Genomic DNA, 25,322 nt, shown 5'->3' with positions numbered 1-25,322 from the left:
CAATTTTTTTCCATACTATACATTATAACTAAAAAACTCTCCTTTTACAAGAAGGAGAGTTTTTTTTATACTTTATTTCTTTTTGAAAATACCATTTAAAATAAGTGCTAACGCTCCATCTCCAACGACGTTACAAGCTGTTCCAAAACTATCTTGTAATGCAAAGATTGTAAGCATTAAGGCTATTCCTGTGTCGTCAAATCCTAAAACCGAAGAAATTATTCCTAGTGATGCCATTACTGTTCCACCAGGAACTCCAGGAGCACCAATTGCAAATATTCCAAGTAAAATTATAAATAATACCATTGTTCCCATTGCAGGTAAACTTCCATACAAAACTTGTGAAACTGTCATTACAAAGAATACCTCAGTTAATACAGAACCACAAAGATGTACTGTTGCTCCTAAAGGAATTGCAAAGTTTGCTATATCTTCATCTAAAACCTCAGATTTTCTAGCACAAGATAATGCAACTGGAAGTGTTGCCGCTGAGGACATTGTTCCTACTGCTGTTAAATATGCTGGACCATAACTTTTCAATAGTTTATACGGATTTTTTTTTGAAATCGCTCCTCCTATACTATAAAGTATAGTTAGCCAGATAAAGTGGCCTATTAAAACTATTATTACAACTTTCAAAAATACTGGAAGTTGTTTTGTGATACTGCCTTCATAAGCTAGTGTAGCAAATGTTGAAGCTATAAAGAAAGGTAGTATTGGAATTATGATTTTGTGTACAATCGATAAAACCACATTATTGAACTCATCTAAAGCTGCTTCTAATTTTTTTGAATTTGTCCAAACTATAGATAGTCCTAAGAATAGGGCTAATACTAAAGCTGACATCACCGATAAAACTGGTGGTATATTCAGCTTAAATAGCATTGGTGGTAGAGCTCTTAATCCAGAGACTACTGTTAGTATATTTAATTTTGGAATTATTGCATATCCTGCAAACATTGAAAACAATGCTGCTCCAACCGATGAGCAATATGCTAGTAATAACATGGTTATAAGCATCTTACTCGCATTACTTTTCATTTTAGTTATAGCTGGTGCTATAAATCCTAAAATAATAAGCGGTACTGTAAACGAAACTATTTGACCTAAAATAAATTTAATTGTTTGAACTACCCCAATGAAACCTTCATTTGCAAATAATCCAACCACTAAACCAACTATTACACCAAAAGCTAGCTTCAGTATTAAATTATCCTTTTTTTCTTTTGACATTTAATCACCCCTGAATTATATTCTTTACTACAAGGGTAAGTTTATTCTTCTTTCACTCAATTGTCAAATTGATTTTTTAAATAGTTAATTCAATTTCTATATTCTAAAACTCGTCCCATCCATCTATTGATGAACTCATATTGTAACTTGTTACAGATCCTTCAAAGAAATTCGCTTTTACATTTCCCTCTCCCTCTGTATCTGCAAATTTTTCTAAATGTTTGTAAGGATTTTTATCAAAATCTTTATAGATAGGTTTTAATCCGATACTCTTTAGTCTTTCGTTCGCTAACCATTTTGTATACTTCTCTGTTGTATTCTTAGTTATTCCTAAAATTCCATTTCCAATTATATGATTTGTCCAAGCTATCTCTTCTTCTACAGCTCTTTTAAACATACTATAGATTAAGTCATCCTCAAAGAATCCTGGATTTTCATTTTTAATCTCTTTTATAATCTGTCCAAAAACCACAACATGAGATAATTCATCTCTATTTATCAATTTTATAATATCAGAAGTTCCCATCATTCTATTTCTGCTTGCTAACAAATAGAAAAAATTAAATCCGTTATAGAAATAGATAGATTCTAATAAATAATCTGCGATAATTACTTTTGAGAAATTACTATCACTCGGATTTTCTAAAAAACTCTGATAAATATCTGCAATATAGCTATTTCTTTTAAATAAAACTTCATCTTCTCTCCATTTATCATATATAGAGTTTCTAGTTTCTTTCGGTAAAATAGATTCTATTATATACTGATAAGATTGCGAGTGTATCGCTTCTTGAAATGTTTGTATTGATAGTATTAAATTTACCTCTGGAGCTGTTATATAATCTGAAACATTTGGAATATTGTTTGTTTGAATACTATCTAAAAATATTAAGAACGATAGTATTCCATCATAAGCTGCTGATTCTTCGTCAGTTAAATTTTCATAATCATTTTTATCTTGAGTTAAATCTATTTTTTCAGGTATCCAGAAATTTCCCATCATTGATCTATAAAGTTGATTTGCCCATCCGTATTTAACATTATTCAAGTTAAATATATTAGTGCTATCTCCTTTTATAATTTTTCTATTTGATAAAGAATCATCTCCGAAGGGATTAAAAAGTTTTTTTCTATCCACTACAGCTTTCACACTCCTCTTTTTCATTCATTATATTTGTATTTTTTTGAATTGTTCTAATATAATAAACTGATTTACATCCTTCTTTCCATGCTGTCATAAATGTATCGAATATATCTTTTGCTTTTATATCTTTATTCAAATCAAAGATTAACTCCATAGAAACTCCTTGAGTTACCCATTTTCCTATTCTGCTCATTATTTTTACATAAGTTTTAGAATCTACATTTTTAAGTTCTGGATAAAACCAAGCTCTATCTTTTAGATGCTTTACAACTCTTGGAACAGCTCCTTTTTGATTTTTTTCAATATAAAATCTAGAAAATGTTGGATTAACAGATGCTGTTGAACCCATTAGTAGAGATGTTGATGTATTTGGAGCTATTGCTGTTAATTCTCCATTACGTAATCCATGAGTTCTAACTAAATCAAAAACTTCACTCCATTTTTCAGAAAACTTTGAATTTACAGCATACCACTCTTTATCTTTACCGAAGAAAATCCCTTTATCCCACATAGAACCTGAGAACATAGGATAAGCACCTCTCGCTTTTGATAGTAGAGCTGACGATTTTATAGTGTAAATTGCAATCTCTTCAAATAATTCATCAATTTCATCTATTGACTCATCGTATATCATAAACTCTTTTGCCAGATAATCAGCTAATCCCATAGCTCCAACTCCAATAGTTCTATAAGCTAAATTATGTTTATCCGATTCTTTTATAGGAGTTTTTGTTAAATCTATTGTATTATCTAAAATTCTAACAGATATATCTACAATACCTTCTAGCTCATCTCTATCTATTTCTGCTAAATTCATAGAAACTAAGTTACAAGTGTGAACCTCTCCTAACTTTGTGCTTCGAACTGAATTTTCACCTACTATTTCTTCGCTTACTGCTGCACTTGGTGAAAAGTTTGAGAAACTTTCCATACAAAGATTTCCATTTCCTATCATACCTTTATGACTGTTATGATTCATCTTGTTTGCTCTATCTTTAAAAAATAAGTATGGCATTCCTGTTTCAATTTGAACTTTCATAATCTGTTTAAAAAGCTCTTTTGCTTTAATAACTTTTTTAAGCTTTAAAGTTTCATCATTTTCTATTTTAAAATAATATTTTTCGAACTCTTCTCCATATATTTCTGAAAGTTCTACTGAATATTTTTTACGAATTTCATATGGATCTACTAAAGTCCATATAGAATCATCTTCTACTCTTTTCATAAATAAATCTGAAAGTACAACTTGTGGATATATATCATAAGCTTTTCCTCTTTGATCACCATTCTCTGTTTGAAGTTCTAAGAAATGCTCTATATCTAAATGCCAAGAATCTAAGGCTACTGTAACTGCACCAGCTCTTCTACCTTGCTGATTTACAGCTACAGCTGTATCATTTATGATTTTTATCCAAGGAACAACTCCACCACTAGCATTATAGTATCCATTTACAGTTGAATTTTTAGCTCTTACTCTTGAAATATTTAAGCCAACTCCTCCTCCATTTTTACTTATTTTTGCTACTGTATCTATATTATAGAAAATAGATTCTATATTGTCATCCATTGCAGTTATAAAACAAGATGATAAATTTCCATTTGGTAATCTTAAATTTGCTAAAATAGGAGTTGCTAAACTAACTTTTTTTAAAGATAATGCTGTATAGAATTTTTTCGCTACTTTAACTTTATCCTCTTCATTTATAGCTAACAACATAGATATGCACATAAATACTTCTTGGGGTAACTCGTATATATCACCTTTATATTTTAGTAAATATCTATTTACAAACATATTTGCACCAGCATAGTCATACATCATATCTCTAGATATATCTATCTCTTTTTCTAACTCTTTTACTTCTAGCTCAGAATAATTTAAAAGCCTATTGTCATAAATTCCTAAATCTACTAAACTCTTTATAGTTTTTAAGAGTTCACCATAAGAAAATCCTCTTTTGTGGAAAACTTCTCTCTCTGTTTCCATCATTAATAATCTTCCAGCTACATATGTCCAATCACTTTCTTCAAAAGATGTCATTGAAACCGCTTCATTAATTAAAGACTCTTGAATTTTTTTAGTGCTTATATTGTTTATGTATATTGATTCTATATGGCTTTCTAACTCAACCACATTAACTTCTAATCCTTCTGAAGCTCTCACTAATTTTTCTCTAATTTTCGATATATCTAAATTTTCCTTTATTCCAGCTCTGTTTATAACCTCTCTCATCCTATAAAACCTCTAAAAAGCTTTCCATAGTATAGTATTTATCATCTTTTTGAACAACAGGTGCACTCATAATTCTAGCTTTACTAGCTACTATCATTAATGTTTTTAAATCTTGACTATATTCATACTCTAGCTCTTTATCATCTAAAATCTTCTTTAAAGCCTCACATTTACTGCAATTTTCTTTACCAAACACCTTTATCATCTATATATCCTCCAGAGCACAATATATTGTGCTATTATCTTTTTATTTTTACTATATATAGTATTATTACATAATTACCAGATTTTTTCAATATAATTTTATAGCTATTTAGTATAGTTTTTTAACCTTAAAGCATTTATTATAACTGAAACTGAACTTATACTCATAGCTGCAGCTGCAATCATTGGACTTAGTAATGGTCCACCAAACAGATGTAACCCCCCCATTGCAACTGGTATTCCTAGAATATTATATCCAAATGCCCAAAATAAATTCTGTTTTATATTTTTAATAATTTCTCTGCTTAACTTTATCGCTGTAGAAACGTCCATTAAATCACTCTTCATTAAAACTATATCTGCTGATTCTATGGCAACATCTGTACCAGAACCAATTGCAATTCCAACATTCGCCTGAGCTAACGCTGGTGCATCATTTATTCCATCTCCTACCATTGCTACAACTTTACCCTCATTTTGTAATCTTTTTACCTCAGCTGCTTTATCTTTTGGTAAAACTTCAGCAAATACTCTATCTATTCCGACTATAGCTGCAATAGCTTCTGCTGTTTTTCTATTGTCACCTGTGATCATAACAACTTCAATGCCCATTTTATGTAGAACTTTTACTGCTTTTTTAGAATTTTCTTTCACTGTATCAGCTACAGCTATAATACCAGCTATTTCTTTCTCTATTGATATAAACATAGGTGTTTTTCCTTCGCTAGCTAGCTTATTAGATTGAAGTTCTAAACTTTTTAAATCTATTTTATTTTGTAACATCAGTTTTTTATTTCCTAAAAGAATTGACTTTCCTTCTAACATTACTTTAATTCCATAGCCAGGAATAGCTAAAAAAGAATCAACTTTTTTCAACTCTAGACTTTTTTCTATGGCAGCCTTTAGGATAGCTTCTCCTAAAGGATGTTCTGAATTTTTTTCAGCACTCGCAGCTAAAATTAATAACTCATCTTGAGATACTATATTTTGTACTAATATATCTGTAACCTTTGGTTTTCCTTCAGTAATAGTTCCTGTTTTATCAAATATAACTGTTTTTACTTTGTGAGCTGTTTCTAAAGCTTCTCCACTTTTAATCAAAATACCATATTCTGCTGATTTCCCAGTTCCTATCATTATCGCTGTTGGTGTTGCTAGTCCAAGTGCACAAGGACAAGCTATTACTAAAACCGATATAAATATTGTTAAAGCAAATTCTGTATTTTTTGTAGTAAAATACCAACCTAAAGCTGAAAAAATTGCGAGTAAAATTACAACTGGTACAAAATAACCAGAAATTATATCTGCTAATTTTGCTATTGGAGCTTTTGAACCTTGAGCATCTTCTACAAGTTTTATTATTCCTGCTAAAGCTGTATCTTTTCCTATCTTTGTTGCTTTATACTTTATTGAACCATTTTTATTTATACTCGCTCCTATTATCTCTGAGCCTATATTTTTTTCCACAGGTATACTTTCACCAGTTAACATTGATTCATCTATTGATGTTCTGCCATCTATCACAACTCCATCAACTGGAATTTTATCTCCAGGTTTAACTATAAGTATATCTCCTACTTTTACAGCTTCTAAAGAGATAATAACCTCTTTTCCTTCTCTCTCTATACGAGCTGTTTTTGGCGCCAAATTCATCATTTTTTTTATAGCGGATGATGTTTTTCCCTTACTTATAGCTTCTAAATATTTTCCAAGAGTTATAAGCAATAAAATAGTTGCTGCTGACTCAAAATACAACTCATGAGCATATCTCGATTCTCCACCAAAGATTTTTATAACTGCAAAGATTCCATATAAATAAGCCGATGCTGTCCCAATAGCTATAAGTGAATCCATGTTTGGGCTTCTTTTTAGTAGAGTCCTAATTCCAACTTTAAAAAATTTATATCCTAAGAGTAAAACTGGTGTTGTTAAAATAAGTTGAGCGATTGAAAACATTTTCGGACTACTTTCTAGAGATATAAAATCAGGAAGTGAATATCCAAGCATATGTCCCATTGAAATTATAAGTAATGGCATTGTAAATACTAATGATATTACGAATCTATTCCAGAGTTCTTTTATCTCTTTATCTCTATTGTCTTCACTTTTAGACAAATCAAAATTCTCTTCAGAGGTAGCTTTATATCCTAAATTTTGTACTGAATTTATTATTTCAAGAATAGTAATTTTTTTTTCATCGAATTTAACAAACAACTTTTCACCTGCTAAATTAACATTTGCTTCTATTATTCCATCTAATTTTCTTACAGCTTTTTCTACATGGCCTGAACAAGCTGAACAACTCATACCCTCTATTTTAAATGTATTTTCTTTCATAAATTTTCTCCTTTTACTTCATAATTTTGTTTAAAAGATCTATCACTTCATTTATTTTTTCATTTGAATCATCTTCATTAAATGCATTTTTAACACAACTCTCCATATGCTGCTTTAAAATAAGTTTATTCGCTTTTTTTAATAAAGCTGATGCTGCTAAAATTTGATTCATAACATCTAAACAATATCTTCTGTCATCTATCATCTTTAATGTTGCATCAATTTGCCCACGACATGTTTTTAACATTAAAATAGCTTTTTCTTTTTCTGTTTTCATTTTTTAATCTCCTCATTTTTTTGATATTTGTTTTTATAAAATATTTATATCACTTTTTTCAACTCTTGTCAACCCCCCCCTATATGGGTGGGTATGTTTTAAAAGTCTCTCCAAATAATAAGTTCTGAATATATTCTTTTCAACTCTCTTCTTTCTGTTTTGACTCACAAATTTTTATTTTGTACTTTTTTGAAAATTTTTATTTTGTTACATTACTAAAAAAAAACATAGTTGACTTTTTGTTACGGATATGATACTATAAATAGAAACCGATGATTAAGTAAATTTAATACCCCCCAAATTTATTTAAATCTTTTTATTTTAACACTCCCCCGTGTTTATAAAAATGAAAAAAACCTTACTTTTCCCCAAAAGTAAGGTTTTTTTTATTCTTAAAAATATGATAAAATATATTATATTTAATTTAGAAAGGAAATAAGATTTGAAACGAATAATTCTTCACTATGATATGGACGCATTTTACGCTTCAATTGAAATAAGAGACAATCCAAAATATAAGGATAAACCAATAGTTGTTGCTGGCGGAGTTGTTACTACAGCAAGTTATCCTGCAAGAAAATTTGGTATCCATTCTGCTATGAGTACTTTAGATGCAAAAAGATTATGTCCAGGATTAATAATAGTTCCTGTGAACAAAGAAAAATATATGAAAGAGTCTAAAACAATCCAAAATTTAGTGCTAAAAATAACTCCTAAAGTTGAGTTTATAGCTTTTGATGAAGGTTTTCTTGATATCACAGATATTATTTCTAAATTTTCCTCTCTAGAAAGTTTCTCTTCTATATTCAGAAAAAGAATTTTTGAGATAACTGGCTTAACTTGTTCTGTGGGTATTGGATTTAATAAATTGAGTTCTAAAATAGCTTCTGATATTTATAAACCTGGTGGACAATTCATATTTAAGGATGAAGATGAATTTATAGATTTTATTAAAAATAAAAAAATACGAAAACTTCCTGGTGTAGGAAAGCAATTTGAAAAAATTCTAAATAAAAATAAAATCTTTAAGGTTGAAGATATTTATTCTTTTTCTTTTAAAGAACTATGCTCTAAATATGGAAATTCAAGAGGCGGACTCTTGTACACTTATAGCCGTGGAATAGATTACCGAGAAATAGAATTTAACAGAGCTATAAGTTCTATTGGTAATGAAAATACTTTTAGAATTCCTTTAGATTCAGAAGTTGAAATATCTCGAGAGATTGAAGCGCTTTTTGAATGGGCATATGCTCGATTGATAAATAAAAAACTGTTAACAAAAACAATTTCTATAAAAATTCGTTTTAGTAATAGAGAAACAATTTCGCGATCGAAAACCAGATTTACGACTACAAACGATAAATATACTTTGAAAGAGATACTCGATGAACTATTGAATTCCTTAGGCTTAATTGGAGATATAAAACTTTTGGGTGTCTCTTTTTCAAATTTAGAAAAAGCATGCAATAGACAGCTTATCTTAAATAATTTGTATTAATTTTTTTATTTAAAAGAATCTTGCTCTTTTTCAGTATAATATAGTAATGAAAATATCTTTAGGAGGTTATATTATGAAAAAGTTTGTTTTAGCAAGTGTTTTCTTTAGTATGTTTTTTGTTGGATGTTCTAGCTCTCAGCCAGTAGAAACTCCTGCAGTTGAAGAAGTTGTAATTGTTGAACCTATGGAGATGGGGAAAGAAATTACATCAAAACCTATTTTAGACAAGTAAATAGTCTATTAAAATAGAAAAGATCGCTTTTGTATAAGTGATCTTTTTCTTTTTTTGTAAAATTGCAAATATTTTCAAAATAAGATATACTATGAAGAAAAAGAATTAGGAGTATTGAATGACTGATATCAATTTAGGATTAAAAATAAAAAAATTTAGAACCGATCAAAAACTCAGTTTAAAAGATTTAGCTTTAAAAATAAATTCTACATCTGCTTTACTAAGCCAAGTTGAAAAAGGAGTTACAAATCCATCTATAAACACTTTAAAAAGTCTTTCGAAAGCCTTATCAATTCCATTATATAAATTCTTCTTAGAAGATAGTTTTAAAAAAGTTCATATTGTTAAATCAAATAAAAGAAAAATTATTAAACCATCTAAAAACAGTAAAATATCTTATGAAATTCTAAGTCCAGAACCACAAAGTGATATGGAATTTATGATTTTAAATTTAGAACCAAATTCATCTTCAAAAGAGAAAGAAATTGGACATGATGGTCAAGAGGTTGCATTTATTTTAGAAGGTGAAGTTGTTTTAAAGATTGACGACGAATCTTTCACTCTTTCTACAGGAGATAGTGTTAAAATTGAAAAGTTTGTAAAACATAACTGGGAAAATATTAGTGATAAAAACTCTAAAGTTATTTTTGCTGTAACTATTTAAAGTGAAAAAAATAGCAGAGACCTAATTGGCCTCTGCTAAGAATTTAAAGTTAACCTATGAATATCCCTTTTAATCCAGTTGAAATCATTTTTACACCTGCTGACATTATGAATATTTGCATAACTCTAGATAGCACGAATAAAACAACTTCTCCTAAAACCTTGTCCAACCAATCCGAAATCATAAATAAAAATTTAATAATTAAAAATGTAACAGCGACTGCACCAACAGATATAAAAAGACCTGCTTCTTTATGAATTATCATTACTGTTGAAATTGTTCCTGGTCCCACTAACATTGGGAATGTTAATGGTGTTATAGCATACCTTATAGCATCCTTTTCAGACATAACATCTCCAGAACTTTCTTTTGATGCTCCGAGTCCTAAAAGATTTCTAAAGGCCACAACAATTAGAATCATTCCTCCTGCTACCCTTAACTCATTCATACCAACTTTATACAAGTGATTCATAAAAAAATCTCCAGCAATTATAAATCCTGTTACTATTGCGAAGCCACCGAGTACTATTGCATTATACATTTTTTTTCTAACTTCTGGTTTCTGATCTTTTGTCAGTGTCATAAATAGCGGTACATTTCCAAAAGGATTTAATATACCTATTATTGTAAGAACATACGTTAAGATATCCATAACCAACTCTTTTGCTATCATTTTTCACTCCCGATTTATTTATAATATACATTAGTATAATATATAAATATAATCAGAATGTAAAGCATTTTTTACTTTATTTTTGAAGCTGATTTATATTTTTGATTAAATAACTTCATTTCTTCTTTTATAAAGTCTAAATGGTTATCATAAGTTAAATATTGTAATTCTATTGATGGAGCTGGATACTGATTACAGTATGCAATTGCTGACTCTGAAGGATTAAATCCATACTTTACAAAGTAACTACTCATATCTCTTTTCAATATTTGAGTAAAGAATTTAGTATAGTTATCTGCTGCTTCAGCATTTGAATTAGCTCTAGTTTCTTGCATAAGTGCATTTAATTTTTGGAAGAAACTATTATCTGTGTAGAATAGTCTCAACTTATAAAACACAGCTAGCTTGTCAAAGAATCCATACTCTGCTATCGGTTTTGGATCTAAGGCTATATTCTGAGTGTTTCCTTTACATCTTACATTTTTTGTAAATTCATGTTTTCCTTGCTCTGCATACCAGTTATTAGCAACCTCTCCAAATAATCCCATTATATAATCGTTTGGATCTATCTCATGGCCTATTTCATGACCTATTGCCCAAGAGTTACCCATATCATATGTACAATTAGATAAAACTCCTCCACTTCCTCCAGCATAAGATGTATGACCACCAAACACACAACTACCTGCATATGGATTATCTCCATTAGATCCTGTCCACATTAATCTTCTATAAGGTATATGTTCTTTAAAGTGACCTTGAACATTATCTAAATAATAAAGGAAATCTATATATTCATCTGTTGACTCTATATGCTTTGTTAAATTTTCAGCTTTGAAATTTTTCTTTACCCAATCAAATTTAACTGCTCCTATATAGTTATTTCCTTCGATATAAACTAAATTCGAATTATAATTTCCTACTATCTGAGTTTCTATATAATCCTTATCAAATAGATCTACAGATTTATCATACCCATAACGGAATGACAAACTTGTTCTTTCATTTAATGAGTAGTATTCAAATTTCTCTTTTCTAGCTCCTCTAAAGAATGCTTGCCCTTCATAAGGAACATTTATATGATTAATTCCTTTTTTTAAATCCACAGTTGTATTTAAACTTGGATTTAAAGTATTTCCCATACTCAATTGAATATCTCTATTAACAGCTATTATATAATCTGTATTAGATGAAATATAGTGATTTCCCAACATTACGTTTCCTGTGTCATTAGATACTGTCGGTCCAAAATATTCACCTGAAATTTTATCCAAAGCTTTATAACCATATACTTCTAATGGTAAAATCCCTTTGTTTTCTAATATCATTTTTGCTATTTGAAGTTTTGCTTTTAAAAGTTTATTTTGAACAACTTCTTTTTCTAATTTTTGAATCATTTTTAAAGTAACACCATCTCTTAAGCTTTGAGCATCACTATTAAATAAATTATCAATTTTAGTTTCTAATGAACTATAGATATTAAATCCAATTTCATTCATTATAACTACTCCTGCATAACATGTTTGAACATCTATACAGAATCTTTTAACTAAAACATTCTGGAATTTAAATAGTTTCATTCCAAATAAAGCTTGATCACTAATATACTCTTGCAATAAAATCCAATCTTGATCATCGTTTTCTTTAAAGTAAAGTTTTGCTGTTCCTATTTTACCGTTATTTCCGTTTGGATGGCTTGAATCAACCCAGAATTCATTTATTATTTTAGGTTCATCTAAAATAAACTCTACTTTACCTGTTTTTTTCGAATGAAACATTGTTTCTTTTAATCCATCTAACATCATCTCTGGTGGATTATTAACAGTGTTATAAACTCCACAATGTGAAATTACTTTTACCAACTTATTATCGTATGCTCTATTTTGATCATCAACTATATAATAAGGTGTTTGATCTATTTCCACTACTTGAGCATATGAAGATTTCCAACTTTCAGCTTCATCTATATAGCTTATAGTTACTTCTATATTTCTAGTTAATACTTTTTCAAATTTTAAAGAAACTACTTTTTCATTTTGAGTTATAATTTCAAAATCAGAAATATATTTTGTTTCACCAAGAGTATCAATATATTCTAATTTATAATCTACTAATCCTTTTACTTCTGTTTTATAAGATATTATCAATTCGTCTAAAACAAAATCATACTCATAATTTAATTTATAATTTTTCTTTGTAGTTTTTGCTAAATAAAGTGCTTTTGCTAATTCTATTTTTTCTTTATAAATTTGAGTATTTTTTACTTTTTTTGATAATTCTAAAATTTCTTCATAACTTACATCTGATTTTAACTCTTCAAAGTTATTGTCCTTAAATAAATTATTTATAGATGTTTCAAAGTTGTTATAAATAAATAATTCTAATTCATTTATTAAAGTCCAGTTATTAATTGAATTTTCAACTTTTAAACAAATTTCATTAGTTAAATAAGCTTTTCCTTCTACAAGATGCCAATCGTTTGAATATTTTTCAACTGTATAATCTCCTAACTCTACCCAAGTATCTACAGAGTTCATATCTTTTAATAAAACTTTAAATTTATTTATAAGACCTGATGTAGAGTTACTTCTAAAGTTAATTAATCTCAATCTATCAATTAAATATTCTTTATCTAACTTAAAGAATATTTCTCCATATTCTTTCGAATGATTACACTGGAACATTGAATTTATATTTCCATCAAACATATTAATTGCTGGATAAGAGCTGCTTGGTAAATCTGTTCTTACTACTATTTTTTCAGAAGAGATTCTTGAATCTATATCATCATTTAAACAAAATTCTAATTTATCAAATGAATTTGTAGATATATTATCAATCTTTTGTGCTCCCCATATTAAAATACTCAGATTCTCTGCCATTACTTTTTCAAAAATTAATGTATATACATCCCCAACAATTGCACATTTTACATCTATAATTTTTACATTAGAATAATTATCAGTATATTTTACCTTTACCTTTAACACTCTTTCAGATGTTGTAAATTGCACTCTATCTAAGATTCTTTCAGAATTAAGCGAAACTAAAAACTCTTTTACTAACAATGATTCTATATACAACTCTTTTGCTTTTGTAACTCTTTCTTTGTATGAGTTTGTTTTAACATCTCTTTCTAAAACTTCAATCTCTTCTAAAGTTAAATCTAATCTGATTGTACTTTCAGTTTCATCAAAAAATAGATTAGAGATTCTTTCTTCAATTATATTGTGCTTAAACAGATCTACTTCAGTAACAACAACAAAGTTTCCATGTCCATTTGTAACTCTTATACAAACTTCACTTGCTAAAACTGGCTTAAACACTGCTGTTCTATTTACTCCTGATTCTTCTGTTAACTGTTCAAATACTTTTTTCCAATCTTCAGCTTTTGTTGTTTTATATAAAACTTCATAAGCTTTTATTCTTCCGTTTCCAGAATTTCTTGTAACCATCTGTAATCTATCTAATAAGTATGGTTTTTCCAACTCTATTCCAAAATCTCCATATATTCCTGGAGTATATTTTGTATAAGTATCACTATGGAAACTAGTATTTAAGTCTCCATCAAAAGCATTAGATGGTACATTATTAGAATATTGCCCACAATAAGATTTTCCTATCATTTTAGTTTTATCTAACCTTACATCTATATCTTTACTTTCATAAAATTCATTTTGATTTAATTCTATTACTTCAATATTATTTACTAATTCTTCAGTTATATCTCCATGAAGCATTAGATCAAATTTATTTGCATAGAAATATTCAAATGTTAAAACAATTTCAGAATCTTTAACTTTAATATCTAAAACTTTTGCAATTTTTTCATAACCGTAATCATCTTTATAAGTTATTTCAGTATTATATACTTTTCCAGTAGTTTGGATTTTAATTTCATTTATTACATTTTTTTTCTCTACTTCAAATGTAAAATAAACTGGTGTTTTTTTATCTAAATATAATTTTTTTGCTAATTCTATTTTATCTTTATAAGCTTCAGTATTCTGTACTTTTTCTGATAACTCTAGAATTTCATTGTAACTTACATCTGATTTTAACTCTTCAAATGTATCATCTTTAAATAAGTTGTCAATCTCTTTCTCTAAATTATTATGAATATATAATTTTATTTCATTAACTATTGCCCAATTATTTACACATTCTTCTATTCTTACACAAATCTCATTTGTCAAATATGCTGTTTTATTTTTTACATCTAACCAGCTATTTTTAAAAGTATCTACTGTGTATTCACCTAGTTCTGCCCACACATTTTCACTGTTCATCTCTTTTGCTAAAACTTTAAACTTCTTTATAAGTCCAGAGGTATTGCTTCTATAACTCATTAAACTTAATTTATCTATTAAATACTCTTTATCTAATTTGAAATATATATCACAATAATCAGTGTATACACTTGAATTAAAAGTAGAAGTTAAATTTCCATCAAACATATTACTTAGTGGATATGATGAGTTAATTGAAGAAGTCGTTGACGGTGTTATCTTATTAGAAGATATTGCACAATCTACATCTTCATTTATATAGAAATCTGCTCTATTATAACTGTTTATTGAAATATTTTCTATTTTAGAAACTCCAAACATTACTATTGTAGCAGACTTTGTCATGATTTTATTCAAATTTAGAGTGTAAAGATTTCCTATTGCTTCAAAGTCTGTTGATATTAATCTTTCAATTCCATAAGCATCAATATACTTTAAATTAATTTTGAAAACTCTTTCATTTGTCATAAATTGAATTTTATCAAATATTGTTTCTTTACTCAATGGAATTGTGAAGTTAGTTTTAGGAAGTCCATCTATATATAATTTCTTCGCTTTTATAACTCTATCAATATATGATTGTGTTTTAACTTCTTTTTCTAAAACCTCAATTTCTTCTAAAGTAACTCCTGATTTTAGAATTGTTTCAGCTTCATCTAAAAATAGATTCGATATTCTTGTATCTATAAAATTATGTCTAAACAAATCTGCTTCATAGATTACTACAAAGTAATTTTGTCCTTTTGTAACTCTTATACAAATTTCACTTGCTAAAACTGCTTTAAATTGAGCTAATCTTTTTGACCCTGATTCATCTTTAGTTTGCTCAAATATTTTTTTCCAATCTTCTGATTCAGCTGTTTTGTATAAAATTTCATATGTTTTTATTACTCCATTTCCAGAAGATGCAGATACCATTTCAAATTTATCTATTAATTGAACTTCATCTAATTTAATTACAACATCTCCATAAGTTCCTGGTTCATATTTTCTATAATCTGCACTATGGAAATTGGTATTTGTTAAACCATCAAGTATAAAACCAGGTGCTTTATTTGAGTATTGTCCACAAAGTGTTACTGCACTCAATTTTGCTTTATCTACTTTTATATCGCTTTCTTTACTTTCATAAAAATTTTCTTGATTTAAAGGTATTATTTTGATATCTTCAATTAAATCTTCTGATATACTACCATCAATCACTAAATCAAACTTATTTGAGTAAAAGTGATGGAATGTTAATAAAGTTGTATTTTCTTTTTTCTGTATATTTAAAAGCTGTGATGTTTTTTCATAACCATATGCATCTAAATATTTTATTTCAGCACTTAAAATATTTTCATTAGTTTTTATCTCTAATGTATTCATCACATTTTTTATATTTGTCTCTATTGTAAAAATCAAATTATTTTGCACTTGTATCACCACCATTTCCATTTACTAAACTAGTATAATTTAAATTAAATTTCTCTAACTCTTCTTTTACCAATTCTTTATAATTTTCAAATGTAATATTGTTTATATTGATTGTTGGTTCAATGTAACTATTACATTCTTTCAATATCTCTTCATTTAATTCAAGTCCTAGCGCCAAGAAATATGTTGAAATATCTCTTTGTAAGTACTTTGTTATCCAAAGACATATTTTATTTAAAATAACAGAATTATTTTGCCCTAACTCTTCTTTTGTTAAATTTTTATATATATATGTTATCATTCTGTCATTATTAGAGAACAAGAATAATTTTGTAGCTAACGCCTCTAATGAAGTTGTTGGCATTTCTACAACATCGTTACTTTTTAGAATCATTATTTTCTTAATAATAGTTTTAATAAAACTGCATACAGACGGTCCATAAAGGTCTTTTGATATCATCTGTTCTGCTAAAACTTCACTTATCTCTTCTTTTACTAGATTTTTCATTTTGTCTTGTAATAAGAATCCAAAATCATTTTTAAACTCTATATACGATCCATGATGAGTGTATTTTGAAGCTACTTTTCCTGTACTGCTTTGCCAGAAAATTCTTTTTAGATTTGTTACTCTATAATCTGTTGTATGATATTCATTTCTATCAATTAAAAGCCATAAATAATCTAATATATAATCTAAATTAACAATACCATCAACAACATTATGAATATCACAATTCTCTAATATCCATTTTATTTTTCCTCTTATTATAAAGTTTTTACCCTCTAAAGTAATATACTCTTCAGGATTATTTTTTCTGAAAAGTTCATTTATTGTATACTCTCCAATTTTATAATGAGTAGTTGATTTCTTTACATTATAAAGTGATAAAGATACCTCTTTTGTATCTTCTCTTAATACAAATATATCTCCTGAAATATTTTTTGAGTATATCTCATTTATTCCAGACTTCAACTCGATAATGTTTTCAATTGGAGTTTCTGCTGATTGTGATATTACACATAATTTTATATCTTTGTTACTCTCAATTAAATAGTCTGTCTTTTCTAATAACTTATATGATGTTGAAACTAAATCTATACACTCTTGAATCCTTAAAATCTCTTCAAGATTTTCATACTTTTTATCAACTTCTAAAAGTTTAAAATTACTAACCTCTAAATTGTTATCAGTTAACCATAACATTTTAGCTTTTGCTCCTAAAATACTATCAGAATATATTTCAGTTAGCTTCTTAATATCTCTTAATTTAACATCAGATTTTACTGTAGTACAAGTTTTATCAGAGTATACTTTTTCTAAATATTTTTCTAATTCAGATTTATTTGAACAAATATTTAATTCATTTATTAAAATCCAGTTTCCATAACTTTGATTTACTCTTATACAAATCTCTGCTGCATAAACTGCAGGGAATTCTGCTAATTTCCATCCAGGAGAAGTATCTATATTTGATGTATACAACTCTTTCCATATAGGAACCTCTTTTGATTCTTTATATAGGATATCGTACTGTTGAATTTGACCGTTACTCGCAATTGGATGATCTGTTTTAAACTCCAATTTTGAAATAACTTCAGGAGAATTTAAAGATATATAAACATCCCCATAGGTTCCACTGTTATATTTATTTGAATGGAAATATGTAGATTCATCTTCATCTAGCATAAGTTCTGGATAATTCGTTGAATAAGTTGAAACACTCGATTTTACTAATATTGTATCTTTTGCTATATATCTATTTGTTTCAATATCAGTAATTTTATCTGTTCCATAAAGTATAATAGAAGCCTTTGATGTTGAGATTCTATCTATATTTAAAGTATAGTTGTTTCCAGAATTTGAAACTTCAGCTTGTATTAACACTTCAATTCCATCTTTATCTATATACTCTAATTCAGCGCTTGCAACAACTTCTTCTGATGTAAAATAAACTTTATCAAATTTTTTGTTTTCACTTAATTCAATTTGAAAAACTTTTCTAAACATTCTTTTTAAATATAATTTTTTTGCATTTGTAATTCTATCTAAATATGATTTTGTTACTAATTGAGATTCTAAAGCTTCAATTTCCTCTATTGTTACTTCATCTTTCAATTTTTCTTCTAAACTATTTGTAAATAAATTTGAAATTTTCTCTTCAATTAAACTATATTTAAATATATCGATTTCATTTATAGCAATATATCCATTTTTTCCATTTGTAACTCTTATACAAATTTCTGTAGCTAAAACAGGTTTAAACGTTGCTGTTCTAGTTTCTCCAGCTTCTTCTGTCAATTGTTGAAATATTTTTTTCCACTCTTCAGCTGTAGAACTTTTATACATGATTTCATAAGATTTTATTCTTCCATTTCCTGTTCCATCATTATTAGCTCTTGTTATAAATTCTAATCCTGAAATTAAAAATTCATCTCCTAAATTTAGTAAAAAATCAGCGTAACCTCCACTATATTTAGCACTATGAAAACGAGTACTTCTATTTCCATCAATTGCTAAATTTGGTGATTCATTTGAGTTCTGACCACAAAGAGATGTTGCTAACATTATTTTTTTATCTAATCTTACATCTACATCTTTCTCTTCATAAAATTGATGTTGATCTATTGAAATAATATTAATCTTTTCTATCTCTTCTTCTGATACTTCATCATAAATAACTAAATCAAACTTTTTTGCATAAAATGCTTCAAACAATAATTCTGTTTTATTGTCTATATTTTTTACTTCTAAAAGTTTGCTCACTTTATCATATCCATGCTCATCTGTGTATAATATTTCTGCATTTGAAATATGAGCTAATGTCAATAATTCTAATTTATTTATTACATTTTTTACATTAGTTTCAATTGTAAAAACTAAACATACATTTCTATTATTACTAGTAGTTCTCATTTGGGCTCCTTTCATTCCGTATTAAATTTTTATACTATACTCTTCATACGCAACTGCAAATTTTGAAGCTTCTACTTCTGCAATCTTTAATACTATCTCTAATTGAGTAGAATATATTTCATTGAAACTTAAACGAATCTCTTTTCTATTTTCTAAAACATCTATAGAAAAATCTTCTATTTCAATTATATTTTCTAATAAATCTTTTGAATATAGTTTATACTCGAAAATATTTTCAATTTCATCATTAAAGCTTAAAACTAAACTTTTTATAGGTAAATTTTTATTTGTAAGTAATTTATACTTTGTATCTTCTATCTCTGATTTAATAATATCTTTTGCTATTTTTAGTTTAGCTAAATATTCTTGTGATTGAACAACTGCTTTTTCCAATTCTGTAATATAATCAAACGTTACAAATTTTGCTAACTCTTCTCCAATAAATAAAGAGTCTATAGCTAATTTTAGTTTACTTATTTTAAATGCTTTTAGATTTTCTAAACTACTCTCTTCTGAAAGATTATTATAAACTCTAAATATAAACTCTTTAACTAAATATCCTTTATCATTTTCTAAAAACCCAACATTTTCTTTAAATTCAATGTAGTTACCTGTAAACATATCTTTTATAAATATATTTGATTTAGAACTTATTTTAAATTTATAAAAAACTTCTTCTTTATTCAAGGCTATAAAATAGTCTGTGTAAGATCCTTTTTGTGATACTCTTACAGTTGAATTTTGATTGTTAAAACTAAATTCTTCATCAGTATCTACTGATACTAAATAAGATTCTATACTTAAAGCATCTGTTTTTGGTTTATACGCTCTATCTATTCCATGAATTTTCAATTTAATCTTTACTGCATAAATCTTTTCAAAATTTATAGTTAACTCTTCATTTTCTTCATCTATTTTAAAGTTACAATCTTTTCTTAAAATATCTCCAGCTCTATTTTCATAAGCTAGTTCTACTCTATATGCTTTTTCTAAAGTTCTAACTTTAATTTCACTTAAAATTTTTCCATCTTCAAACTGAAGTTCGATTTCTTCTGTTAAGCTATTCTCTATAAATAATGCTTTTGCTTTTTTTACTTTTTCTATATAAATACCATCATTTTTAACTCTAGACTCAACATCTAAAATTGTTTCAAAATCTATATTTTCTTTTAACTCTAAATAATTATCATTTAAATATAAATTTTCTACTTCGTCACCGATACTATTATATTGATATAACTCTATATTTTCTAAGTATCTTTCACCTGATGAGCTCTCAATCTTAATTTCATCTGTAAAATAAGCTTTTTCAAGCTTTAAAACATTATTTTTTAACGTTCCAATTTCAACATATTCTTTTTTTTCAGGTAAATCATCCCAAGATAATCGACTACTTCTTCCAGTGTCTTTTACAAAAATCTTAGCATCTCCAGTTTTACTAGTTCTAATCTCACTTAATAAGTATTCTTTTTTTATAAGTAAATTTTCTTCAGTTTTATTTTCTGAAGAGTAAGATGCTTTTAAATCTATTCTGTTATCTTTTTCTTCTCTTAAAGAAAAATTATCTAAAGGTAATGTTTCTACACTAACAAATTCTGCATTTTCTGTTCCATAAACTAAAATTTCTGCTGAATCTGTATGAACTCTAAGTCTTCCAGCATACTCTTCTACTCCAATAGTTATAATTCCATCAACTTTATTTTCAACATACCAATAAAGTCTTTTTACTCTTAAAATACCAAAACAATCTTTATATCTAATTTCACTCTTAATCATATTTCTATCTGCTTTAAATGCGATTCTGTTTATTACAGATTCTCCATTTAAAGAGATTTTTAATGCTTTTGGAATTAAATTTTCTCTTTCTATATAAAGATCACTTGCTACTTCTAAAAGTCTCATATATGATTCTGTATAAGTTGCACGTTCTTGTAAATCTACAATCATATCTTGAGTTACATCTTCTCGCAATTGAGATTTGTTATCAACAAGAAACAAATCATAAACTTCATTTTCTAACGAACAATATTTAAATACATTAACTTCTGCTATATATACTTTTTTATATCCGCTGTCTAAAACTTTTATACATAACTCTTTTGCTAAAACTGTTTCAAAGGTTTTATTTTTCTTAGTTGAATTGTTATCAAGTTCAGAAAATATCTCTTTCCAAGTATCACTTGATGATGTTCTATACATAAATTTATAACTTTTAATTTTTCCATCTTCATTACTGTTTGTTAAAAATTCAATATTATCAATTAATGCTACATCTCCTAGATCTATTAAAAACTCTCCAAATCCTAAAGACTCATAACTCTCACTTAAAAAATATGTATTTACATTACTATCTATCGCTTTTTCTGGACTATTATTTCCACTAAAACCACAATTACTAATTGCATTCATTTTAGATTTATCCATAAGTTTATTTAGCATCTCTTTATGAGGTGCATCATCTCCAACTTTAAATTGAAGTTGATCTAACTCTAAAACCTCTATATCACTTATATTATCATAAGAAATATCATCCCCAAACAAAGTTACTTCATAATCTTTTCCATAAAAATAATCAAATGATAACGTAGTATTTTTTTCATCTATTTTTATATTTTTCAATTCATTTAATATAATATTTCCATAAGAATCTATTGTTTTTACTGTGGCATTTATTATTTTTCTATCTGTAAAAAATTGAATTTCTTTTGCTACTTTAAATCTAGAAAAACTAAATTTATATATTACTTGTCCGTACATTTATCCTCCTGTTAGAAGCTTTATTCTAAAATAGAGTGAACATCCGTCCACTCTATTTTGGTTTTATTATCTTTTTAGCAATCTATTTAGATAGTTTAATCTTAAAGAATTTGCTTTGAATTTATCAAATATAACTGATGTTAAAAGATGATCTTCACAATATAATGAAGGGTATGCTGATGTTGCTGTTGATCCATGCATATCAACTCCATAATCATCCATTGCTATATCCCAAGATATTAATCCTGCTAAATCATTTTCAACAATCCATTGACATTTATTTTCTACTGATCTTTCATCTTCAAATGTATAGAAGATTCCAGCTGTTTCATTGTATAGGTATGGAACTTGTGCTGCTTCATCATAGTAGTAGTTAAAGTCTATTCCTTTTAATACTGCTCCTGCATGTGGATTAGCTGGTCCATTCATATCAAGTGTTTTCACTGATACAGTTTCACCTTTTATCAATTTATTTAAATGGTTTAGAGGTAATACTCCTGCTCCTCTTCCTCCATCCATTGTTCCTGGTGCTGAACATCCTTTTGTACCATTAGCTGCTGCATCTATATTTGTTTTTACAAATAATCCAGGCATACTTGTTGGCCATCCAGAAGTTGGTTTAAATATTCCAGACCATCCTCTTGAATAAAACGGTGTTCCTACTGTTATTTTCTTTTTAGAAACTCCAAATGTTGTTGTTACATAAGTTATTAAATCACTTATAGATAACGCATTTCCATATGGATTTGTTTCTGATACTGGTTCAGCTGGATTTTGGAATAAATAAGATTGATGGTTTGTCATTGGATCAAATGCTCCATGCACATCATATGTCATGTAACTGATAAAGTCACAAGCTGGATGCCATACTCCTATTCCACTCTTTTGGATATGGTTCTTTCCAGAAACTATTGCACATGATAAGAAGTAATATTTTCCATCTTCTACTCCTGCGTTATCTAGTGCTGATCTTAAAGCTTTCATCAAGTTAGTGAATAAGAATTCTTCATCATCCGCTGCTCTTGGAGATCCTAAGTCATTTTGACTATCTACTAAATCTCCATCTCTTCTATTACATGGGAATTCCCAGTCAATATCTATTCCTGCAAATCCAAACTCTCTTATAAAGTCAATACATCTTTTTGTGAAGTAAGATATATTTCCAGGTTGAGCTGCATCTCTAAAGAATGCTGATCTTGACCATCCACCTAATGAAGCAATTGGCTTAACGTATGGATATTTTTTAGACATTTCATTAAACTCTGTCATGAATGCGTTTGTTCCACCATATTTTGAGAACGCTGCTCCTGGATCAAATATATTTGGAGAAATTTTTAAACTAGTTCCATTTGGAGCATCTGATGCTGATTTTTTTAAGTGTGATATATCATCTTTATCTGTATTAAAACTTCCAGTATAATCAGGAATTACATCTACGAATGCATACTGCATATGTGATATTTTATCCCATGGAGAAATTTTTGGAGTATACTTTCTTCCACCCCATTTACCCCACTCTGGAGAATAAGTTATATGCATTTTTTCCATTGGAGTTCCTAATCCTTCAACTGTAGATATATTCATAGGCTCTAAATGTGCATTTGGTTTTGTTCCCGCTGAATCCATAAGATGATTTCCAGGACAATTTATTGCTGCTTCTTCTCCTGCAGATAATTTTGTCCAAGGAGACCAATCTCCATTTGTTTTAGGACCGTCTCCTTTTGAAGCCCATCCAGAGTGTTTAAAGTGGAATCCTCCAAAGAATACAATCTTGTTTGTAGCTGCTCCATACTCAATCTCTGGATTCCATTCTGGATAATTACAATACTTTACCCCTCCATTAGGAGTAGCTATTTCAATTTTTCCAGTTGTACTCTTGTAATAAACTACAATAGTATCATTTGTTTTTTCATCTCTCTTATAAGTTACTTTATAAACAAATTTTAAATCTTTATTTGAAGGATACTTTGAAGTTGAAACAACATTTTTAGCAGATCCTTTATTTCCAGAAGTATAATTTGTATCTAAAATTTCACTTAATTGATTATCTAAATAAACAGCAAGTTTAGTATCTATAACTCCCCAAGTATTATTTAATGTAATTTCATAGTTTCCATTTGAAGTTACAGTATGTGCCCATAAGTTTGAGTACGGTAATGTTGTTGGGAAATCTCCTTCAACTGGTGGTGGAACTACAACCTCTTCTTCAATTAAGATTGTGTTTGAAGTTATTTGCTTCATTTTTGTTGACCAGTAATATTTAGCTAAAAAATAGTAACTTCCAGGCTCTGTAGAAATAAAGTTTGCTGATGCTGATACTGAGTTTAAAGTTATTTTCTCTACTCTTGCATTATTTTTATATAACTCATACTCTACAGAAGTTATTAAATGATCATTTTCAGATGTTAATAACTCTCCTACTAATTTTTTGTTTAAATTTTGTAATATAGCTTTTATTACAATTGGCTCTAATTCTGGGTCCACTGGTGGTAATACAGTATCGTGATTACAATCTCCCAGTAATCTTAGTATCTTTTGAACTAAAAGCTTAAAAGATAAGTATTCCTCTAATTTTGTAACTCTTGTTAAGTTTAAAACGAAGTTATTCATTTTTTCAATTAAAGGTGACAACTCTTCACAATCTATACCTACGTGAGATAATGAATATTTATTGTTTATATAGTTAACTTTCTCTATTGTATTATTATATATTTTTTGAAATTCTTGTTCTCTATCTACAATAGGAAATAAATCTGTATTCGTTTTTTTCATTTGTAATTTTATCCTCCAACAGTAAATTTATTTAAACATTTTATACGACTCTTCAAGCTTTGCTCTGTAAGTTGATTCATCTTTATTAAAATCTGTGTGTTTTTCTAAAAATGTTACTAACCTTGTTATATCTTTTGACAATTTTATCAAATCATTTTCAAATTCTTGAAATCTTTTTATTAAGTTTTCTGTCTTTAAGAAATCTTTATTTTTATTAGTTTCTTCTAATTTTGAAAGTGTAACCTCTACTGATATTAATTTTGAAGATAATTCTGAAAAGCTTTCTCTAAATGCATTATTAAAATTTTCATTTCTTTTCAGAGCTTCGACATATTCTGATTTTATCTGTAAATATTTTTCTTGATAATATTCACATTTTTCTTCATTTTCCTTATTTATAGCAACTAGATTAGCAATTTCTATCTTTAGCTCTTTATTCTTCTTGTTAAAGAACATACTATCTCCTTTCAGCATAAAAATATTTAAACTATAATTTTACTTATCATCCACTCATAGTTTTTTATCTTTTTACTTTTATTTTATCATCCGTTTTAATTAAACTTTTATGAAAATATAATACAGTTTTTATCAGAAATAATCAACAAAATTTTTCAAGAAAAATATTTTTAATCTTACAAAGCACACTAATACCCTTTAATTGAAAGGTTTGGTTGAATTA

At 27.7% G+C, this 25,322-nt stretch carries 15 protein-coding genes; 3 read left to right on the top strand and 12 right to left on the bottom strand.

The window, feature by feature from the left end:
* Window positions 1-72: 72 nt before the first annotated feature.
* The 6 genes from ACRCZX_RS05725 to ACRCZX_RS05700 form a co-directional block, all read right to left on the bottom strand.
* A complete protein-coding gene (locus tag ACRCZX_RS05725) occupies window positions 73-1,233 on the bottom strand; it encodes a dicarboxylate/amino acid:cation symporter (RefSeq protein WP_438581973.1) in 1,161 nt (386 codons plus the stop codon).
* A 103-nt stretch (window positions 1,234-1,336) separates the two neighbouring features.
* Window positions 1,337-2,371, bottom strand: coding sequence for a ribonucleotide-diphosphate reductase subunit beta (locus tag ACRCZX_RS05720; RefSeq protein WP_438581972.1), 1,035 nt, complete (start codon window positions 2,369-2,371; stop codon window positions 1,337-1,339).
* A complete protein-coding gene (locus tag ACRCZX_RS05715; RefSeq protein ID WP_438581971.1) occupies window positions 2,364-4,610 on the bottom strand; it encodes a ribonucleoside-diphosphate reductase subunit alpha in 2,247 nt (748 codons plus the stop codon). The genes ACRCZX_RS05720 and ACRCZX_RS05715 overlap by 8 nt, the downstream gene beginning before the upstream one ends.
* A gap of 1 nt (window position 4,611) precedes the next feature.
* Window positions 4,612-4,815 (bottom strand): glutaredoxin family protein, encoded by a 204-nt coding sequence (locus ACRCZX_RS05710; RefSeq protein ID WP_438581970.1) that lies wholly within the window; start codon window positions 4,813-4,815, stop codon window positions 4,612-4,614.
* Window positions 4,816-4,919: 104 nt separating this feature from the next.
* Window positions 4,920-7,151, bottom strand: coding sequence for a heavy metal translocating P-type ATPase (locus ACRCZX_RS05705; RefSeq protein WP_438581969.1), 2,232 nt, complete (start codon window positions 7,149-7,151; stop codon window positions 4,920-4,922).
* Window positions 7,152-7,164: 13 nt separating this feature from the next.
* A complete protein-coding gene (locus ACRCZX_RS05700) occupies window positions 7,165-7,428 on the bottom strand; it encodes a metal-sensing transcriptional repressor (protein ID WP_438581968.1) in 264 nt (87 codons plus the stop codon).
* 442 nt (window positions 7,429-7,870) lie between these two features.
* On the opposite strand from ACRCZX_RS05700, the gene dinB reads away from it, so the two are divergent.
* From dinB to ACRCZX_RS05685, 3 genes are all read left to right on the top strand, one after another.
* Complete coding sequence (gene dinB / locus ACRCZX_RS05695) at window positions 7,871-8,926, top strand: DNA polymerase IV (RefSeq protein WP_438581967.1); 1,056 nt, start codon at window positions 7,871-7,873, stop codon at window positions 8,924-8,926.
* A 73-nt stretch (window positions 8,927-8,999) separates the two neighbouring features.
* Complete coding sequence (locus ACRCZX_RS05690) at window positions 9,000-9,158, top strand: hypothetical protein (RefSeq protein WP_438581966.1); 159 nt, start codon at window positions 9,000-9,002, stop codon at window positions 9,156-9,158.
* Between the two features lie 118 nt (window positions 9,159-9,276).
* A complete protein-coding gene (locus ACRCZX_RS05685) occupies window positions 9,277-9,822 on the top strand; it encodes a cupin domain-containing protein (RefSeq protein ID WP_438581965.1) in 546 nt (181 codons plus the stop codon).
* 49 nt (window positions 9,823-9,871) lie between these two features.
* On the opposite strand, the gene ACRCZX_RS05680 is transcribed toward ACRCZX_RS05685, so the two are convergent.
* The 6 genes from ACRCZX_RS05680 to ACRCZX_RS05655 all read right to left on the bottom strand — a co-directional run bounded on the left by ACRCZX_RS05680 (window position 9,872) and on the right by ACRCZX_RS05655 (window position 25,099).
* The gene (locus tag ACRCZX_RS05680; RefSeq protein WP_438581964.1) at window positions 9,872-10,495 is read right to left on the bottom strand and encodes a MarC family protein; all 624 of its coding nucleotides are present in this window, start codon (window positions 10,493-10,495) and stop codon (window positions 9,872-9,874) included.
* 71 nt (window positions 10,496-10,566) lie between these two features.
* Entirely contained in the window at window positions 10,567-16,200 is a 5,634-nt protein-coding gene (locus tag ACRCZX_RS05675; protein WP_438581963.1) for a discoidin domain-containing protein, read from the bottom strand.
* Window positions 16,190-19,114: a discoidin domain-containing protein gene (locus ACRCZX_RS05670; RefSeq protein ID WP_438581962.1), complete on the bottom strand. Its 2,925-nt coding sequence runs from the start codon at window positions 19,112-19,114 to the stop codon at window positions 16,190-16,192. Before ACRCZX_RS05670 ends, ACRCZX_RS05675 begins: the two co-directional genes overlap by 11 nt.
* A 21-nt stretch (window positions 19,115-19,135) precedes the next feature.
* Window positions 19,136-21,871 carry a discoidin domain-containing protein gene (locus ACRCZX_RS05665; protein ID WP_438581961.1) on the bottom strand — a complete coding sequence of 912 codons (2,736 nt, stop codon included), beginning with the start codon at window positions 21,869-21,871 and terminating at the stop codon, window positions 19,136-19,138.
* Between the two features lie 66 nt (window positions 21,872-21,937).
* On the bottom strand, window positions 21,938-24,643 hold the full coding sequence (locus ACRCZX_RS05660) for a glycoside hydrolase family 18 protein (RefSeq protein WP_438581960.1): 2,706 nt from the start codon (window positions 24,641-24,643) through the stop codon (window positions 21,938-21,940).
* Window positions 24,644-24,670: 27 nt separating this feature from the next.
* Window positions 24,671-25,099, bottom strand: a complete 429-nt coding sequence (locus ACRCZX_RS05655) for a hypothetical protein (RefSeq protein ID WP_438581959.1) — start codon at window positions 25,097-25,099, stop codon at window positions 24,671-24,673.
* Window positions 25,100-25,322: the final 223 nt, after the last annotated feature.

The organism is Cetobacterium sp. (genome assembly GCF_051658645.1).
Taxonomy (GTDB): Bacteria; Fusobacteriota; Fusobacteriia; order Fusobacteriales; family Fusobacteriaceae; genus Cetobacterium_A.
This window is presented reverse-complemented; position numbering and strand designations above follow the sequence as displayed.

Bases quoted from the DNA above. Each gene is read 5' to 3' on its own strand.
- ACRCZX_RS05725 (WP_438581973.1), bottom strand. From the start codon at position 1,233: ATGTCAAAAGAAAAAAAGGATAATTTAATACTGAAGCTAGCTTTTGGT.
- ACRCZX_RS05715 (WP_438581971.1), bottom strand. From the start codon at position 4,610: ATGAGAGAGGTTATAAACAGAGCTGGAATAAAGGAAAATTTAGATATA.
- ACRCZX_RS05710 (WP_438581970.1), bottom strand. From the start codon at position 4,815: ATGATAAAGGTGTTTGGTAAAGAAAATTGCAGTAAATGTGAGGCTTTA.
- ACRCZX_RS05705 (WP_438581969.1), bottom strand. From the start codon at position 7,151: ATGAAAGAAAATACATTTAAAATAGAGGGTATGAGTTGTTCAGCTTGT.
- ACRCZX_RS05700 (WP_438581968.1), bottom strand. From the start codon at position 7,428: ATGAAAACAGAAAAAGAAAAAGCTATTTTAATGTTAAAAACATGTCGT.
- ACRCZX_RS05690 (WP_438581966.1), top strand. From the start codon at position 9,000: ATGAAAAAGTTTGTTTTAGCAAGTGTTTTCTTTAGTATGTTTTTTGTT.
- ACRCZX_RS05685 (WP_438581965.1), top strand. From the start codon at position 9,277: ATGACTGATATCAATTTAGGATTAAAAATAAAAAAATTTAGAACCGAT.
- ACRCZX_RS05680 (WP_438581964.1), bottom strand. From the start codon at position 10,495: ATGATAGCAAAAGAGTTGGTTATGGATATCTTAACGTATGTTCTTACA.
- ACRCZX_RS05670 (WP_438581962.1), bottom strand. From the start codon at position 19,114: ATGAGAACTACTAGTAATAATAGAAATGTATGTTTAGTTTTTACAATT.
- ACRCZX_RS05665 (WP_438581961.1), bottom strand. From the start codon at position 21,871: ATGTACGGACAAGTAATATATAAATTTAGTTTTTCTAGATTTAAAGTA.
- ACRCZX_RS05660 (WP_438581960.1), bottom strand. From the start codon at position 24,643: ATGAAAAAAACGAATACAGATTTATTTCCTATTGTAGATAGAGAACAA.
- ACRCZX_RS05655 (WP_438581959.1), bottom strand. From the start codon at position 25,099: ATGTTCTTTAACAAGAAGAATAAAGAGCTAAAGATAGAAATTGCTAAT.